Source organism: Rubrilithobacter danxiaensis (assembly GCF_047272945.1).
GTDB lineage: Bacteria > Bacteroidota > Bacteroidia > Sphingobacteriales > Sphingobacteriaceae > Rubrolithibacter > Rubrolithibacter danxiaensis.
In genome coordinates this window covers 176,984-193,929 of sequence record NZ_JBKOPS010000003.1, presented here as the reverse complement: position 1 = coordinate 193,929, position 16,946 = coordinate 176,984, and the positions used below count along the sequence as shown (strand labels likewise).

The 16,946-nt window shown below is 39.7% G+C and carries 15 protein-coding genes; 13 read left to right on the top strand and 2 right to left on the bottom strand.

Translation table 11 applies throughout. The annotated features are described in order from the left end of the window. Positions 1 to 70 precede the first annotated feature (70 nt). Positions 71 to 2,350 (bottom strand): nitric-oxide reductase large subunit, encoded by a 2,280-nt coding sequence (locus ACLCDL_RS04900; protein ID WP_423147157.1) that lies wholly within the window; start codon positions 2,348 to 2,350, stop codon positions 71 to 73. A 402-nt stretch (positions 2,351 to 2,752) separates the two neighbouring features. Here ACLCDL_RS04900 and ric point away from each other — a divergent pair, with 402 nt between their 5' ends. The 11 genes from ric to ACLCDL_RS04845 all read left to right on the top strand — a co-directional run bounded on the left by ric (position 2,753) and on the right by ACLCDL_RS04845 (position 12,760). Beyond that, a complete protein-coding gene (gene ric / locus ACLCDL_RS04895; protein WP_423147156.1) occupies positions 2,753 to 3,709 on the top strand; it encodes an iron-sulfur cluster repair di-iron protein in 957 nt (318 codons plus the stop codon). Positions 3,710 to 3,751: 42 nt separating this feature from the next. Then, positions 3,752 to 4,180, top strand: a complete 429-nt coding sequence (locus ACLCDL_RS04890) for an RrF2 family transcriptional regulator (RefSeq protein WP_423147155.1) — start codon at positions 3,752 to 3,754, stop codon at positions 4,178 to 4,180. 131 nt (positions 4,181 to 4,311) lie between these two features. Next, on the top strand, positions 4,312 to 4,818 hold the full coding sequence (locus tag ACLCDL_RS04885; protein ID WP_423147154.1) for a c-type cytochrome: 507 nt from the start codon (positions 4,312 to 4,314) through the stop codon (positions 4,816 to 4,818). A 26-nt stretch (positions 4,819 to 4,844) separates the two neighbouring features. Next, positions 4,845 to 6,827 (top strand): Sec-dependent nitrous-oxide reductase, encoded by a 1,983-nt coding sequence (gene nosZ / locus ACLCDL_RS04880; protein ID WP_423147153.1) that lies wholly within the window; start codon positions 4,845 to 4,847, stop codon positions 6,825 to 6,827. A 31-nt stretch (positions 6,828 to 6,858) separates the two neighbouring features. Continuing rightward, entirely contained in the window at positions 6,859 to 7,542 is a 684-nt protein-coding gene (locus tag ACLCDL_RS04875) for a hypothetical protein (RefSeq protein WP_423147152.1), read from the top strand. After that, complete coding sequence (locus ACLCDL_RS04870) at positions 7,539 to 7,979, top strand: nitrous oxide reductase accessory protein NosL (RefSeq protein ID WP_423147151.1); 441 nt, start codon at positions 7,539 to 7,541, stop codon at positions 7,977 to 7,979. The genes ACLCDL_RS04875 and ACLCDL_RS04870 overlap by 4 nt, the downstream gene beginning before the upstream one ends. 5 nt (positions 7,980 to 7,984) lie before the next feature. Then, complete coding sequence (gene nosD, locus ACLCDL_RS04865) at positions 7,985 to 9,217, top strand: nitrous oxide reductase family maturation protein NosD (RefSeq protein ID WP_423147150.1); 1,233 nt, start codon at positions 7,985 to 7,987, stop codon at positions 9,215 to 9,217. Next, the gene (locus tag ACLCDL_RS04860) at positions 9,205 to 9,909 is read left to right on the top strand and encodes an ABC transporter ATP-binding protein (RefSeq protein WP_423147149.1); all 705 of its coding nucleotides are present in this window, start codon (positions 9,205 to 9,207) and stop codon (positions 9,907 to 9,909) included. Before nosD ends, ACLCDL_RS04860 begins: the two co-directional genes overlap by 13 nt. Positions 9,910 to 9,912: 3 nt before the next feature. Next, positions 9,913 to 10,680 carry an ABC transporter permease subunit gene (locus ACLCDL_RS04855; protein WP_423147148.1) on the top strand — a complete coding sequence of 256 codons (768 nt, stop codon included), beginning with the start codon at positions 9,913 to 9,915 and terminating at the stop codon, positions 10,678 to 10,680. Between the two features lie 32 nt (positions 10,681 to 10,712). Next, positions 10,713 to 12,017, top strand: a complete 1,305-nt coding sequence (locus tag ACLCDL_RS04850; RefSeq protein WP_423147147.1) for an acetyl-CoA hydrolase/transferase family protein — start codon at positions 10,713 to 10,715, stop codon at positions 12,015 to 12,017. Positions 12,018 to 12,193: 176 nt separating this feature from the next. After that, on the top strand, positions 12,194 to 12,760 hold the full coding sequence (locus ACLCDL_RS04845) for a YceI family protein (RefSeq protein WP_423147146.1): 567 nt from the start codon (positions 12,194 to 12,196) through the stop codon (positions 12,758 to 12,760). A gap of 40 nt (positions 12,761 to 12,800) precedes the next feature. Here the strand turns inward: ACLCDL_RS04845 and ACLCDL_RS04840 are convergent, their stop codons facing one another. Next, entirely contained in the window at positions 12,801 to 13,955 is a 1,155-nt protein-coding gene (locus ACLCDL_RS04840; RefSeq protein WP_423147145.1) for an MFS transporter, read from the bottom strand. A gap of 186 nt (positions 13,956 to 14,141) precedes the next feature. Between ACLCDL_RS04840 and ACLCDL_RS04835 the strand changes: the two genes are divergently transcribed. Together ACLCDL_RS04835 and ACLCDL_RS04830 are read left to right on the top strand one after the other, a co-directional pair. Continuing rightward, positions 14,142 to 15,356 (top strand): sialidase family protein, encoded by a 1,215-nt coding sequence (locus ACLCDL_RS04835; protein ID WP_423147144.1) that lies wholly within the window; start codon positions 14,142 to 14,144, stop codon positions 15,354 to 15,356. Further along, positions 15,353 to 16,864: an alpha-L-fucosidase gene (locus ACLCDL_RS04830; RefSeq protein WP_423147143.1), complete on the top strand. Its 1,512-nt coding sequence runs from the start codon at positions 15,353 to 15,355 to the stop codon at positions 16,862 to 16,864. The genes ACLCDL_RS04835 and ACLCDL_RS04830 overlap by 4 nt, the downstream gene beginning before the upstream one ends. Positions 16,865 to 16,946 lie beyond the last annotated feature (82 nt).

Here is a 16,946-nt window from a genome sequence, read left to right as displayed (position 1 = left end):
TATTGAATTGATGTACGCAAATAAAAACGCCGGGATGTAAGCCCGGCGTTATAGTTATTTATCAGAAAGATCAATAGGTCTTTCGGGTTTTTTCTACATCAAAATTGCCTTTTTCATAGCTCCATCCTGTTTTTAAACCAATAACAAACAGTGCAAGGCCAATCGTTCCAAAAGCGAAAATTGTGTCGCCGATAACCCGCATCCATCTTAATGTATTCATTAAAGGCTGCTGCATAAATTCTGCCGAACGGGCATACCACATACCTTCATTTACACTTGCAATGGTTTGAAGTAGTCCGATTGGCAGCAGACTTAATATTGCCATGAGGAATAAGCCGATATTTATCGACCAGAATGAGAAGCTTATTAAACTATCTTTCCATACATTTTGACGGTAAAGGCCTTTCAATACAAACAGCATTAAGCCGATTCCAAGTATTCCGTAAACACCAAACAAGGCGGTGTGACCATGCAATGGTGTGGTATTTAGTCCCTGCATGTAGTACAAAGCAATGGGAGGGTTAATGATGAATCCAAATATTCCTGCTCCAAGGAAGTTCCAGAAAGCAACGGCAATGAGACAATAAATAGGCCATTTGTAAGCGCTCACCCAAGGTTTTACGCGGCTAATCCGGTAATTATGATACGCTTCTGTTCCAATTATTACAAGCGGTACAACTTCGAGGGCACTAAAAGTTGAGCCAAGCGCCAGAACTCCAGTCGGCGTTCCGGAAAAATATAAATGGTGAAATGTGCCTATAATACCTCCTGAAAGAAAAATGATAGTAGAAAAAAGGACATTGAGCGTTGCCGATTTTTCGTTCAGCAATTTCATGCGTACAAAAAGAAAAGCGGCAACAACAGTAGCAAATACTTCAAAAAATCCCTCCACCCAAAGGTGAACTACCCACCAGCGCCAGTATTCGGCAACGGCAAGATTAGAGCGTTTTCCCCACATCAATCCGGCTCCATAGAACATTGCAATGGCTACAGAAGATATGATGAACATGATAAGTAAATTGCGACTGTTGCCTTTTTGTATCAACGCAGGCCATAAAGCCCTTACCATAAGCCCTAACCATAAAAACAAACCAATGAACAGGAATATCTGCCAGAATCTTCCTAGGTCAACATATTCATATCCCTGATGGCCGATCCAGAAGTTTTCGGCAAAGCCAAGTTTTTGCATAATAGCCATCCATTGTCCTACCATAGATCCGGCTACAATAATCAGCAAGGCAATAAACAGGAAATTCACTCCCAGTTTCTGGTATTTGGGTTCGTACCCCGAAACAGCCGGAGCAATGTATAAGCCGGTAGCAAGCCAGGACGTTGCAATCCAGAATATGGCAAGCTGAACATGCCAGGTTCGGCTTAGCGAGTATGGCATAATCTGGTCGAGCGGAATACCATAAAATCCGCCTCCTTCTACACCAAAATGTGCTGTTACTACACCCAGTATAACCTGCAACAGGATCAACGCCGTTACAATCCAGAAATACTTAAGCGTTGCCCTCATGGACGGGGTAGAAGTGATGGACAGGAGCGGATCATCCTGAGGAATTTCATCAGATATTTCATCTTCCTGATGTTGTGCATTGTAAAAAACAAGCACTCCGATTCCGAAAAGAAGCATGATAACGCTAAAACCCGTCCACAGCATCAGGTCGCCTGTAGCTACATTGCCTATTAATTTATCAGAAGGCCAGTTATGTGTGTAGGATACATTTTCTCCCGGCCGCTCTGTTACACAGGCCCAGCTTGCCCAAAAGAAGAATGTATTTATTTGCCGTAACCGTTCCGGATCTTTTATCGTTTCTTTTGGAATAGCGTATGCATCACGCAATTTGTTGAATGCAGGATCATCACTAAAAAGAGAAGAGTAATAGTTTCTTAAATGATCAAAAGCCAGGGCACGCAGAGGTGATATCGTTAATGTTTTTGTGTCGGCATTATAAGTGTTTTTTCGCAACTCTTTCTGCAACCGGGTTTGAAGCGCCGACTGTCTTTCGGGGTTTAGCTTATCGTAACTTACACCATCTTCTTTTTCAGACCAGTAATTAAGGATAAATAGGGCTTCGCGATGTAGCCAGTCTGCTGTCCAATCGGGTGCAACGTATGCTCCGTGTCCCCACACCGAACCAACTTCCTGTCCTCCGATACTTTGCCATACATTCTGTCCGTCGCTGATATCGGTTCCTGTAAACAGGACTTTTCCGTTTTCAACTTCAACACGTTCAGGAATGGGAGGTGCCTGCTGGTAAATTTTAACGCCGTAATAGATCAGGACTGCAAAGGATAAGCCTACTACTAACGCAAAGGCGATCCACAACTTTTTGGTTCTTTTCATGTATGTGAATTTAGATGGTTACAGATTATTTTAAGCGGTTTCCCACAGAGAGTAATTCAAATTAAATTAGATTCCATTACATTACATCCCTCAATCATTATGAGCCTCCTTCAAACATGCTTATATCCACAGTTGAAACCGTTTTTGGCTAATTTTTACAATTCCTTCCTTTATCAGCTTTAACTTGTATCTGTACAGAAAGTTTTCTAAAAATCTGCATCTGATCTTTCCAACGGCGGCCTTGTTGTAATTAAAGATTTTTTGCTCTTTAATGATGATTGCAAATCTCCTTTCCTTCGGCGCAGATAATGTGATCAGAATCTGAATTATTCATGATCTTAATCACAAATTTTAAGTTCAATAGAAGATAGTTTTGTCTTAAATAAAAAATGTAACAGCAATATGGAAACTATCAGTATTCTGGATGTAACAGTTATTGAACCTCGTTTTAAACATCCTACTATCTTTCAAAAATTTGATTCTTTAGCTCCGGCAGAATCGTTCGTTATTCATAACGACCATGACCCAAAACCTTTGTATTATCAATTACTGGCAGAAAGAGGACAAACCTTTTCATGGGAATATCTGGAAAGCGGCCCGGAAATATGGAAAGTAAAAATAGCAAAACGCGGAGCAGAAGCCAGCGAAGAGACCATTGGCGAAATTGTTGCCAAAGATTATCGAAAAGCCCAGGTGTTTAAAAAGTTCGGTATTGACTTTTGCTGCGGCGGAAAGAAAACTCTCACTGAAGTTTGTGAAAAGAAAGGAATAGACGCCGATGCTGTTGAAAAAGAACTTTCATTAATTAACGGTGAAAATAAAAACAGCGAAAACGATTTTCAAAAATGGGATATTGGTTTTTTAAGCGATTATATTATCAATACGCACCATCAATATGTTAAAGAAAATACAGCTTTTATAAATGAGCTTGCGCATAAAGTGGCACGTGTGCATGGCGACCGCCACCCGGAAGCAATCAGTGTTGCAGAAGTATTTTCAAGAATAGGGCAGGACTTGACGCTGCATATGGCGAAAGAAGAAAAAATCCTCTTCCCTTTTATTAAAGAATTGGCCAATACACAAAAAAATGGTGGTATGTTACAAAAAGCAGCTTTTGGCAAGGTTTCAAACCCGATACAGTTAATGGAAATGGAGCATGAGCAGGCAGGTGAAGATTTTGAAACCATTCGTGAACTTACTGATGATTACCGTTTACCTGCAGATGCCTGCAGTTCGTACACTATTTTGTATAAAAAGCTGGAAGAATACGAAAATGACCTGAACAGGCATGTGCATTTAGAGAATAACATTTTATTTCCAAAAGCAATCCAGGTTGAGAAAGAATTAACCGGAGTTTAAAAAGTGATAGTTAAAAATTAGGTTTGCAGTATAAAAGACGGTATGTTACTTTCAAAATCATGCGAATATGCAATAAGGGCAACGGTCTACATCGCATATAAAAATCATAAGAATGAGAAAGCGGGGATAGTAGATATAGCATCGGCAATAGGTTCGCCCATGCATTTTACGGCTAAAATTCTGCAAACCTTATCACGCAAAAAAGTACTCTCCTCATCAAAAGGCCCTAATGGCGGCTTTTATATTGAAGACGACCGTTCTTTATACTTGATCGATATCATCAGGGCAGTAGATGGGAACGATTTGTTCTGTGCATGCGCAATGGGACTTAAAGATTGTTCGGATGCCGCTCCGTGTCCCATGCACGAGCAAATAAAACCCATACGTACACAGCTTTTGATAGAGTTCAGCAAAAAATCTTTAAATGAAATGGTACATGAATTTGAACAAAACAGATACTTCCTGAAATAAAAAAATTTGCACCAATAAAAGATAATTTTATCTTCTATTATTCAGTGATAACGATCAGTTTTTCTGGTAACGCTTATCACCTAATCACTAAATCAACAGAAATACTTTTACAGCATAAACTAAAAACAGATATGAAAATTCCAGTACAAATAAAGGCAGTATTATTAATAGGAGGCTTTTCTCTGCTATATGCATGTGGAAATGCCGACCAAAGCAGTACTTCTAATGAAGAAGCCACAACCACTGAATCTTCAGCAGCTACCACAGAGGCAGCAGTAGTTACAGACCCCGAAGCTAAAAGTGAAAGCAAAGGAGTAGGAAAATTTACTTCAGTTGAAATCGGGGCACTTGATAAAGGGCTTGCAGAAAAGGGTAAAACTGTATTCGAGGCAAAATGCTCATCCTGCCATAAAACAACAAATGAGAAATTGGTAGGCCCGGGTTTAAAAGATGTAACTAAAAGAAGAGAGCCCGAATGGATCATGAATATGATCACCAACCCGCAGGAAATGACGCAGAAAGATGCCGTTGCCAAAGCACTATTTGAAAAACACCTGGTGCAGATGACCTTTCAGAATGTTTCTGACGATGAAACCCGGCAAATCCTCGAATTCTTTCGTGAGAACGATAGTCAATAGAAGTTTAATTTCTAATAAATAAAAAAATGGACCTTAATTACAAAAAAACAGCATTTCTGCTTACCTCTGTTGCAGCACTTTGCTTCACAGCCTGCAAACCGGGAAAAGTAGGGCAAAATACCGACGCCGATGCCGCTAAAAAAGTATATGTGGCACCCGGAAAGTATGATGAACTTTACATGTTTGCATCCGGCGGTTTTAGCGGTCAGATAGCAGCGTACGGCCTTCCCTCCGGCCGTTTACTGAAAGTGATTCCGGTTTTTTCACAAAATCCTGAAAATGGATACGGTTATTCTGAAGAAACTAAACCCATGCTGAATACTTCACATGGCTTTGTTCCGTGGGATGACGCACACCATCCCCAGTTGTCTAAAACTAATGGTCAGGATGACGGCCGCTGGCTTTTTATAAACGGTAACAATACACCCAGAATTGCCCGGCTTAACCTTGCTACATTTAAAACGGAAGAAATAATTGAACTCCCCAATGTCGGCGGTAATCATGCTTCGCCTTTCTGTACAGAAAATACCGAGTATGTTGTAGGAAATACCCGATTCAGCATTCCGCTTGACGCTGATAAGGATGTTCCTATCGATTCTTATAAAAAGAGCTTCAAGGGAGCTGCTTCCTTTATTAAGGTAGACAAGGATAAAGGAACAATGAACCTTGCTTTTCAGCTGATTATTCCGGGCTTTAATTACGATCTGGCAAGAGCCGGAAAAGGACCGTCAAAAGACTGGATATTTTTTACCACCTATAATACAGAAGAAGCTAATACACTGCTTGAAGTAAATGCCAGTCAACGGGATAAGGATTTTATTATGGCAGTAAACTGGAAAAAAGCGGAAGCGCTTGTTGCTCAGGGTAAAGGAAAAAAAGTGCCCGCAAAATACGCACATAACGTATGGGATGAAAAAACACATTCTGCTACTTCTACTATTAAAAATGACGTGTTAATGCTTGATGTAAAAGATTATCCCGGCCTTGTTTATTACATTCCCTGTCCTAAATCTCCTCACGGAGCCGATGTAGACCCTACCGGTGAATACATAGTTGCCAGCGGAAAACTTGCAGCGGTAATTCCTGTATTTTCCTTCAAAAAAATGCTATCGGCTATAGACAATAAACAGTTTGAAGATCAGGGAACAGAAACAGGGATTCCGGTGCTAAAATACAACTCAGTACTTGAAGGCGAGGTTGAAAAACCAGGATTAGGCCCTCTGCACACTGAATTTGACGGCAAAGGATATGCCTATACCTCCATGTTTGTGTCTTCTGAAATTGTAAAATGGAAATTAAATACACGCGAGGTAATAGACCGTATTCCAACCTATTATTCAATCGGCCACTTATCAATTCCTGGCGGCGATAATAAATCTCCATACGGAAAATATGTAGTTGCCCTGAATAAAATTACAAAAGACAGGTACCTGTCAACAGGTCCTGAACTTACTCAATCTGCACAATTAATTGATATTACCGGCAATAAAATGAAGCTTTTGCTTGATTTTCCAACCATCGGCGAACCGCATTATGCGCAAACTATTCCTGCAGAGAAGGTGACAAAGAACCAGGTAAAATTTTTCAAACTGGAGGAAAATCACCATCCCTTCGCAGCCAAATCAGAGAAAGAAGCGAAAGTTGTCAGAAAAGGAAATCGTGTGGATGTGTATATGACTGCAATCCGTTCGCACCTTGCTCCGGATAATGTTGAGGGAATTAAAATGGGAGACGAAGTTTACGTGCATGTTACCAACCTCGAACAAGACTGGGATGTTCCTCATGGTTTTGCAATTAAAGGTTCAAACAATGCCGAGCTTTTAGTTATGCCCGGTGAAACAGCAACATTGAAATGGGTACCTGACAGGGAAGCAGTATTCCCTTATTACTGTACCGATTTCTGTTCAGCTCTTCACCAGGAAATGTCGGGTTATTTCAGAGTTTCTCCAGCAAATTCAAACATTGCCATTTCTTATAAACTGGGGGATAATCCATTAGCTAAAAAATAGGTTTTAGTAGTAACATAAATCAATTGATGTCATGTTTGAGCTTGTCGAAAATAGTAACGGAATAATAGAGAGCGGCCGTCGGCAAGCTCATATTGACCAGGTTTTAAACCTGAAAAGTTCCGATAAAATGAAAAGTTTTAAGATGAAGAACCGGTCCAGAGTTTTGATAGCGGTGAGCGCCTTGTTAATGATGAGTGCTTATTTCTTACCACTCTGGCAAATTGTACTCGAAGCACCTCAATATCCCGAAGGTCTGGGAATGAAGATCTGGCTTACAGGTTTAAGCGGAAATATTGACCAGATAAATGGCCTCAATCACTATATAGGCATGAAGCATATTGCCGTGGAGGACTTCTGGGAATTTAAAATTATGCCTTATGTTTTCGGATTTGTACTGGTATTCGGCTTAATTACCGCTTATCTAAACAATCGAAAGTGGTTGGCAGCGTGGATCATTTTGCTGGTTCTTTTTGCGGTTATCGGTTTCATCGACTTCTATTTATGGGAATATCAATATGGCCATAATCTTGATCCTAAAGCTGCCATTAAAGTTGCCGGTATGACTTACCAGCCACCTTTAATTGGTTATAAACAGCTTCTTAACTTTTTGGCAGGTTCACTGCCCGATATTGGGGGTATTGTAGCAGGCATTGCCGGTACATTGGCTGTCTCAGTTTTATTTTATGAACAACGAGTGGCAAATAAATTAAAATGAAACGTTTAACAATTGTTTCCGTGCTGTTTTCTCAGGTTTTACTTTTTTCCTGTTCATCGGGGCCTGAACCTATTTTATTCGGCCAGGATGCCTGTCATCACTGCAAAATGACGATTATGGATAATCATTTTGGGGCTGAAATAATTACCGCTAAAGGCAAGGTGTTTAAGTTTGATGCGGCAGAATGTATGGCCAACTTTTTACACGAAAACGGTGCTGAATTGAAAAAGTCCGGAAATACATTTTTGACAGTCGATTACGCTTCTCCCGGGGTTTTTGTCGATGCAACAAAGGCATCTTTTTTAAAGGACAAAGCCGTTCGCTCACCTATGGGCGGGAATCTGTCGTCATTTAATTCTTTACAAGCTGCAAAAGATAACCGGAAAAGTGCTGACGGAATAGTTTTAAGCTGGGAAGAATTATTAAATAACTATTAATACGTATGAAATTGCCTGTTTTATTTAGCTGTTTATTTTTCCTGTTTATTTCCGCTCAGGCACGAACAATAATTGTAGATAGTAAAGGCAAAGTTTCGTCTTTAAAGCAAGCAGTTAGACTTGCCAGTGATGGTGATACAATCCGTGTTAAAAAAGGAAAATATACATCAGTTAACACCATCGTTAATAAGAAGCTGACTCTTTTGGGCGAAGATTTCCCGGTGCTTGATGCCGGTTTTAATGAAGAAGTAATAACCATACTTGCAGACAGCGTAACCCTGGATGGCTTCCTGATACAAAATTCAAAAACAGGCGCAATGCGGGATTATGCGGGTGTACGGCTTAATAAAGTCACAAATGTTGTTATCAGAAATAATAAACTTCGCAGCAATTTTTTCGGCATTTATTTGTCCGATTCTAAAAACATCAGCATTCTGAATAACAGTATAGAGGGCACAAATGATGCACTTTCTTCAGGCAATGGCATTCATCTGTGGAAGTGTAATTACATTATCATCAAAGGAAATCATGTTTGGGGACATCGCGACGGAATTTATTTTGAGTTTGTTAAAAAGAGCTTAATTGAAAGAAATGTCAGCGAAAAAAATTACCGCTACGGGTTACATTTTATGTTTTCCGATGACGATTTGTACCGGAAAAATACATTTAAAAATAACGGATCTGGAGTAGCTGTGATGTATTCCAAGCGTATTAAAATGGTTAATAACGTGTTCCTGGAAAACTGGGGAAGCTCTATCTATGGCTTATTGCTCAAAGATATTTCACGAAGCCAGATCCGTAATAATCATTTTATCCGCAATACAACCGGTTTGTATATGGAAGGTTCAGGAAATATTACTGTTGAAAATAATGAGTTTAAAAACAACGGACTTGCGCTAAGGGTATTGGCTAATTGCGAAGAAAATACCTTTAACAGAAATAATTTCTTCGTCAATTCATTTGATGTAACCACTAACGGCTCGTTGAACCTGAATTATTTTAATAATAATTATTGGGAAAAGTACGAAGGATACGATCTTAATAAAGATGGTACAGGCGATATTCCATACCATCCTGTAAGCCTTTTTGCGCAGATAATTGAACAGATACCTCAAAGCGTAATGCTGATGCGAAGTTTTATAGTAAATCTGCTGGATAAAGTTGAAAAATCCATCCCTTCTGTAACTCCTCAGGGCGTTAGAGACGATAATCCGAAAATGAAACCATGGAAAATATAATCGAAGTCAGAAACCTACGGAAAACATTTGGCAAACTGGAAGTGCTTAAGGGCATATCCTGCTCGTTTAAAAGAAGTCAGGCAGTATGTGTTCTTGGTCCAAATGCATCAGGAAAAACTACCCTTATTAAATCAATTTTGGGTATGGTTATACCTGATGAGGGAGAGATTTTCTTTAACAGTAAACCTGTAATTAACACGTTCGATTATAAAAAGGATATTGGCTATATGCCTCAAATCGGCAATTATCCCGAAAATATGAAGATTGGGCAATTGTTTGAGATGATGATGGATATACGGGCGATGCATGCCGGCCTTGATACTGATTTGCTAAAAGCGTTTAACCTGGAAAATATGTATGGAAAAGCAATGCGCACCTTATCCGGAGGTACACGTCAGAAAGTAAGCGCAGCACTTGCATTCATGTTTAATCCGTCAGTACTTGTTTTAGATGAACCTACTGCAGGCCTTGATCCGCTTGCTGCTGAAATACTGAAGGAAAAGATCCTGGTTGAAAAAGATAAAGGGAAGCTGATTCTTGTTACCTCGCACATTATGAGTGAAGTGGAAGAGATAGCCGACCAGGTGCTGTATCTGACAGATGGAATTATTAAATTTTATAAAGCATTGGAGAGTTTAAAGGCAGAAACGGGCGAACAACGTCTTGGAAAAGCGTTAACAAAAATAATATAGAGTATGATTAAGATTGCGAAGTATATAGTTTTTGATATTTTAAGAAGCAGGATTTTACTCGCTTACACAGCGCTTCTGGCAGCTATCTGCACCGGAATATTTTTATCAGATCCGGATGTTACCAAGGGATTGGTAAGTATCACAACAATTGTCATGATCATTATTCCGTTGGTAAGTATAGTTTATGCAACCACCTACTATTTTAATGCCTATGAGTTTACCGAATTGTTGGTTTCACAGCCTCTTAGCCGGCAAACTATCCTTATGGGAAAATTTATCGGTATCAGCGGTTCTATTCTCGCTGCTTACTTGCTGGGCGTTGGTGTTCCTGTTGCTTTATTTGCATTATCTGCTACCGGACTAACGCTTATAGCTGCTGGCTCTTTAATTACGTTAACATTTATAGCACTGGCTTTTCTTGCTTCAACTTTAACCCGCGATAAAGCAAAAGGAATAGGATTGGCATTGATGATCTGGTTTTATTGTGCCATTATATTTGATGTATTGGTGCTACTCTTTCTTTTTACCTTTTCTGATTATCCGCTCGAAAAGGCCTTGATTGTTTTAACTGGTTTTAACCCCATAGATCTGGCAAGGATTTTAATTTTACTGCAACTGGATATTTCTGCCCTGATGGGATATACCGGAGCATTGTATAAGCAGTTTTTTGGAAGTGGTATAGGAATTGTTTTTTCTGTTATCATGCAATTGTTATGGGTTATCATTCCTTTGATTGCTGCTTTAAAAATTTTCAGAAAAAAAGATTTGTAATTGTTATCTCACTACGATAAAAAATATCAGATATGAAAGACATTCAATATGTAAACGCCCGTGAAGCTGTAGCCAGGGTCCAGTCAGGAAATCGTGTTTTTTTGCATGGAAGTGCTGCTACCCCAAAATATCTCATACAGGCACTTCAAAACCGGTATAATGAATTGAAAAACGTGGAACTGGTTACCATTACGTCGCTTGGTGATGTAAACTTTAATAATCCTTTATATAAAGATTCCTTCTTTGTAAACTCACTTTTTGTTTCTGCAAATACACGTAGTGTTGCCAATAGCGAGAATGGAGATTATGTTCCTGTTTTCTTAAGTCAGATTCCGCAGTTGTTCAAAACCAATATTTTGCCGATAGATGTCGCCATAATTCAGGTTTCTCCCCCGGATAATCACGGTTATTGTTCGTTAGGCACTTCAGTAGATATTGCAAGGGCTGCGGTAGATACAGCAAAATCTGTAATAGCACAGGTAAACCCTTTAATGCCGCGGACACACGGAGACGGGTTTATTCACATAAATAAAATTGATGCTTTGGTTTGGCAGAAAGCAGAACTTCCTGAAGTAGATTACAGCTCCGGATCAACAGAAACTGTTATAAAAATAGGACAAAATGTAGCGGAGCTGATTGAGGACGGAGCCACCATTCAAATGGGAATTGGAGGCATTCCAGACCAGGTATTGAAAAATCTTACCAACCATAAAAACCTGGGTTTGCATACTGAGATGTTCTCTGACGGGATAATACCGCTTATTGAAAACGGAGTGATTGATAACAGCCGGAAAAAACTGAACAGGGGCAAGTCGGTAACTTCTTTCATGGTTGGTACCCGGAAATTATATGATTTTGTAGATGATAATCATTCCGTCCGTGTCATGGATATTGCCTATGTAAACGATACCAGCATTATCAGGCAGAATCCGAAAGTTACGGCCATAAACAGCGCTATAGAAATTGATATTACCGGACAGGTATGTGCCGATTCTATCGGAACATATCAGTATTCAGGAATAGGCGGGCAGATGGACTTTGTGCGTGGGGCTTCTTTATCTGAAGGAGGTAAGCCAATTATTGCACTGCCTTCGGTTACCAATAAGGGCGTATCTCGGATAGTGCCCTTTTTGAAGCAGGGAGCAGGTGTGGTTACTACCCGGGGACACGTGCATTGGGTTGTTACCGAATACGGAAAGGTTAACCTCTTCGGCATGAACCTGCGCCAAAGGGCCGGGGCTCTAATCGGTATTGCGCATCCTGAAAAAAGAGAAGAACTGGAACAGGCTTATTTTGAACGATTTGGAATTCTTTTCCGGGAGCAGGCGCTTAGTTAATTGAGCAGAAAGTTTTCATTCTTACAAACCGTTTTAGAATAACTGAATGAGCTGTTTGTTTTTCATCGGCTCTTTTGGTTAAGCTGTCGGCATTCCTCCTCATACTGTCTATTAGATTCTTTTTTCCCAATCCGGAACAGTATCTTTAATCTGCTAACCAATATTAAAAGATGAACATGAAAAAAATCACAATCCTTGCGGCTGTTGTATTATTTTGCAGTACCGCTTTTGCACAAAAATGGACAGTTGACAAAGCTCATTCAAAGCTTGGCTTTACAGTTACCCATTTAATGCTGTCGGAAGTTGACGGCAATTTTAAAAAGTTCGATGCAAGTATTACTTCGTCAAAGGATGACTTTTCGGATGCAGTTTTTGAATTAACTGCAGACGTTAATTCAATCAATACCGAGAATGAGATGCGGGATAATGATTTAAAGAGCGATCATTTTTTTGATGCCGCAAAATATCCTCAAATCACCTTTAAAAGTAAGTCGATTACAAAGCTTGACAGTAAAAAGTATAAACTTAGTGGCGATTTAACTATGCATGGTGTAACCAAACCCGTTACCCTCGATTTAACCTTGAATGGAATCGGTAAAAATATGCGTACTCAAAAACCTTTGGCAGGATTTAAATTAACAGGAACAATAAACCGTACCGATTTTGGAATTGGGAGTATGCCGTCAGCTGTGGTTAGTGAAGAGGTAGAAATAAGAGCTGTGGGAGAATTTGGTAAAGAATAACAAAACCAATACTGGTAAAAAAGGCTTATGCTTTTCAACGTTAATCTTTTTGCCTGGCAATTGATTTTTGATACTTGAAAAAAATCTGAGATATTGGAATTAACATAATTCCAGCGCATGCAAAAGCAATAAAAGATATCCTGAGATGAAAAGCATGAGCCAGGTAGCCAATTAAAGGCGGGCCGATAAGCATTCCCACAATGCTGTAAGTAGCAATAATTGAAATAGCCATACCCGGGGAATATTTTTTAGAAGTTCCCGCTAAACTGTAAGTCATGGGTACAACCGCTGCTGTACCAAAGCCAACAAGAGAAAAACCGATCATTGCGGGCCAGAAACTAGGAAGAATTACTGCCAGTAAAATTCCGGAAACTATTAAAGAAGCACTTAAAATGTAGGTTTTCGACATTCCTATTCGTTCTATAATTCGGTCTGAACAGAACCTGGATAAAGCCATGCAAATCATAAAAATAAGGTAGCCGAATGTGAAAATCTTAGTGTTTATCACTTCCTGAAAGTAAATTCCGCTCCAGTCAAACATTCCTCCCTCACATATTGCAGCACAAAAAACAAGCATACCTAGATAAAGAATATACGGATCCGGTTTTCCCAAAACAAGCTTATTCCCGGATGGAGACCGGTCGTTTTTGAGCAGAAAGGGATAACAAATAAAGGTACAGGCTAGCGTAATAACAGATACAGTTATTAAATGCGGCACAATAGATACATTTAAAGCTACAAACAAGGTAGAAAACCCAACTCCTGCAATGCCTCCCGTGCTCCACAGTCCGTGGAAAGAGCCGATAATTTTCCGGTCGAATTGTTTTTGCAGGGTAAGCGCCTGTGTATTTACCGAAATATTGAGTATCCGCATACTTAATGCAAAGAGGCAGATAGCAGGAACAAGTGTATACGTTGAATCTGCCATACTTATCAGTGAAAGGCAAACAGCATGCAGTATAAAGGAAATAGAAAGTGGTACTCGGCTGTCATAATTTGCTACCAGCCAGCCTGAAATTGGCAAGCCAATAAGCGAACTTATGGGCATTGATAAGAGGATAGTACCCAATTCAGCCTCATTGAAGTCAAATTTTGTCTTTAAAGTGGGAATTCTGGAAGCCCAGCTCGAAAAGCAAAATCCCGAAAGAAAGAAAAATATACTGAGAAATATCCGGTGCCTGCGTTTTAAATCCATGTTTGTTAAGGGCTGCAAATATCCTGATAAAATGTAAAATATGCTTATGAAATACCAAGTTTATTCTCTTATTATAGATTTCATCTTGCTCCCAAACTTGTTACATTATTTCCTGCTGTTTTATATATTATTTTGCGCTTTTTATCGGTAGGTATTTCCGGGTAAAAACATTCGCGATTTGTTAAGATGAAAATTTATTGTCTTTTTGTTGTTTTTGTGCTGTGCTTTTCAAAGGCAGGTTATGCTCAGACTGTGCCTGTATTTATTTCGGGTACAGAAGGTCATCAGAGTTACCGCATTCCTGCAATCATTAATCTGCCCAGCGGTGATATTTTAGCTTTTGCTGAAGGAAGGGTAAACAACGCAGGCGATTTTGGAGATGTAAATATTGTGATGAAGCGGAGTACAGATAACGGGAAAACCTGGAGCGGGTTGCAAACTGTTGTCGACTACAATACTTTACAGGCCGGGAATCCGGCTCCTGTAGTGGACCTATCTGATCCGGATTATCCTAAAGGACGAATATTCCTGTTCTATAATACCGGAAATAACCACGAAAGCGAGGTTAGAAAAGGGAATGGCTTGCGTGAAGTTTGGTATAAAACTTCTGTTGATGCCGGAAAAACCTGGTCGGATGCTGTAAATATTACTTTACAGGTTCATCGTCCAAAACAACCTGCTGTAAATCCATCGTTTAATTTTACAGAAGACTGGCGATCATATGCCAATACTCCGGGCCATGCAATGCAGTTTGCAGGAGGAGTTTATAATGGCAGAATATATATCGCTGCCAATCACTCTGCCGGCGATCCGAAAAGTAATGCAGAAGATTACGTAGCGCACGGTTACTATACAGACGATCATGGTAAAACATTCAAATTAAGCGAAGATATTCCGGTTAAAGGATCAAATGAAGCTACAGCAGCGCAATTGTCCGGAAACCGGTTGATGATGAATATTCGAAACCAGAAGGGCGATATAAAAAGCCGTATAGTTGCTATAAGTGCTGACGGGGGTGAAAAGTGGGACTCGGTGTACTTTGATAAAAATTTGCCTGATCCGGTTTGTGAAGGTAGTATTTTGAACATCGGGAAAAGAAAAGGTAAGAATATACTTGCTTTCTGCAATGCAGCTGTTACCATGCGCCGCGATAATCTCACTCTCCGCATAAGTTACGACGATGGCAGAACCTGGCCTTTAAGTTATACAATTGCCAGGAGTAAAGATGGTAAACCTGATTACGCCGCTTACTCAGACCTGGTTAAAATAGGAGATGGAAGTGTAGGAGTGCTGTTCGAGAAAGAAAATTATAAACAAATAGTATTTCAGCTTGTACGCTGGAAAAAGAGCAGAAACCCGTCGCTCAGGAATCAAAGAACTAAAAATAATTATCACAAATGAAAAAAATCTCCCTGCTGGTTCTAACCAACCTGGCTTTTATCCTGTATTCTTTTACTGTAAAGGGCCAGCATGCAAATGCAGTTATTATCAGTAATTCTGACACAGAGAAGGATATCGTTCTTAAAGCAGCCCATGTGGTTCCCTCGGCACGGCAGTTAAGGTGGCAGCAATTAGAACTAACAGGTTTTCTTCACTTTGGTGTTAATACATTTACAAACAACGAATGGGGTACAGGAAAAGAAGATCCGAAAGTTTTTAATCCCACCCGGATGGATGCAAGGCAATGGGTGCGTGTATGTAAAGAGGCGGGAATTAAACAACTGATACTTACAGCCAAACATCACGATGGTTTTTGCCTTTGGCCAAGTAAATATACAGAACACTCGGTAAAGAATAGCCCCTGGAAAAACGGGCAGGGCGATGTTGTGAAAGAGGTGGCAGATGCCTGCCGTGAATTTAAAATAGGATTTGGTATTTATCTTTCTCCCTGGGATAGAAACTCTTCTTTATATGGCACAGAAGCTTATAACGATTATTTTATTCACCAGCTTACCGAATTACTTACTCAATACGGAACTATACACGAGGTTTGGTTTGATGGTGCAAACGGTGAAGGGCCAAATGGAAAAAAACAGGTTTATGATTTTGACCGTTGGTATAAACTGATTCGTAAATTACAGCCTGAGGCCACTATTGCCGTGATGGGTCCGGATGTGCGATGGGTTGGAACAGAAAGTGGTAATGGCCGGGAAACCGAGTGGAGTGTTGTTCCGGCAGATAACCTGGATCCTGCCGGAGTTGCTGCCGGTTCGCAGCAATCCATTGCTTTTAAGCCCCAGGGAGATATGATGGGTGATGATTTGGGAAGCAGGGAGAAAATAAAAAATGCAAAAGGATTGGTCTGGTATCCGGCAGAAACAGACGTTTCTATCCGCCCGGGATGGTTTTATCATCCCAATGAAGACAGTAAAGTTAAATCCGCCCGCGAATTACTGGATATTTATTACAGTTCTGTGGGTAGAAACAGTGTATTGCTTTTAAATATTCCGCCAGATAAGCAAGGTTTGATCAATGAAAGCGATATAAAAAGTTTAAAAGGATGGAAAGAATTAAGGGATCGGACATTTGCAAAAAATCTGTTAGTAAATGCTGTTGCTTTTTCAGAAAATGGACTGAATACAAAAGCTTTAACCGACGAGAATCTTAAAACATATTTCACCACCCGTGCTAAAGATACTTCAACCATTATCGAATTCAAATTAAAGAAACCAGCCATGTTTGATGTGTTCCTTTTGCAGGAAAATATTCAATCAGGACAACGTATTGAAAACTTTGCATTAGAATATCTGGAGAATGGAGAATGGAAAGAAGTAACACATGGAACAACGGTTGGCTACAAACGCCTGCTTCGCTTTGATCCTGTAACTGCCAATAAATTAAGGCTGAAAATTAATTCAAGATGGAATCCTGAAATTTCCAAGATAGGATTATATAAACAACCCGATTAATTAACTATCGATTTAACAATTAACTAACTCTAACGTTTAACAATTTACCAGCCTACTTTAACAATTAACCTAACTTTAACAA

Coding starts and splice junctions, on each gene's coding strand:
- ACLCDL_RS04875 (WP_423147152.1), top strand. CDS start 6,859: ATGTTTGAGCTTGTCGAAAATAGTAACGGAATAATAGAGAGCGGCCGT.
- ACLCDL_RS04890 (WP_423147155.1), top strand. CDS start 3,752: ATGTTACTTTCAAAATCATGCGAATATGCAATAAGGGCAACGGTCTAC.
- ACLCDL_RS04885 (WP_423147154.1), top strand. CDS start 4,312: ATGAAAATTCCAGTACAAATAAAGGCAGTATTATTAATAGGAGGCTTT.
- nosZ (WP_423147153.1), top strand. CDS start 4,845: ATGGACCTTAATTACAAAAAAACAGCATTTCTGCTTACCTCTGTTGCA.
- ACLCDL_RS04840 (WP_423147145.1), bottom strand. CDS start 13,955: ATGGATTTAAAACGCAGGCACCGGATATTTCTCAGTATATTTTTCTTT.
- ric (WP_423147156.1), top strand. CDS start 2,753: ATGGAAACTATCAGTATTCTGGATGTAACAGTTATTGAACCTCGTTTT.
- ACLCDL_RS04870 (WP_423147151.1), top strand. CDS start 7,539: ATGAAACGTTTAACAATTGTTTCCGTGCTGTTTTCTCAGGTTTTACTT.
- ACLCDL_RS04830 (WP_423147143.1), top strand. CDS start 15,353: ATGAAAAAAATCTCCCTGCTGGTTCTAACCAACCTGGCTTTTATCCTG.
- ACLCDL_RS04835 (WP_423147144.1), top strand. CDS start 14,142: ATGAAAATTTATTGTCTTTTTGTTGTTTTTGTGCTGTGCTTTTCAAAG.
- ACLCDL_RS04860 (WP_423147149.1), top strand. CDS start 9,205: ATGGAAAATATAATCGAAGTCAGAAACCTACGGAAAACATTTGGCAAA.
- ACLCDL_RS04845 (WP_423147146.1), top strand. CDS start 12,194: ATGAAAAAAATCACAATCCTTGCGGCTGTTGTATTATTTTGCAGTACC.
- ACLCDL_RS04900 (WP_423147157.1), bottom strand. CDS start 2,350: ATGAAAAGAACCAAAAAGTTGTGGATCGCCTTTGCGTTAGTAGTAGGC.
- ACLCDL_RS04850 (WP_423147147.1), top strand. CDS start 10,713: ATGAAAGACATTCAATATGTAAACGCCCGTGAAGCTGTAGCCAGGGTC.
- nosD (WP_423147150.1), top strand. CDS start 7,985: ATGAAATTGCCTGTTTTATTTAGCTGTTTATTTTTCCTGTTTATTTCC.
- ACLCDL_RS04855 (WP_423147148.1), top strand. CDS start 9,913: ATGATTAAGATTGCGAAGTATATAGTTTTTGATATTTTAAGAAGCAGG.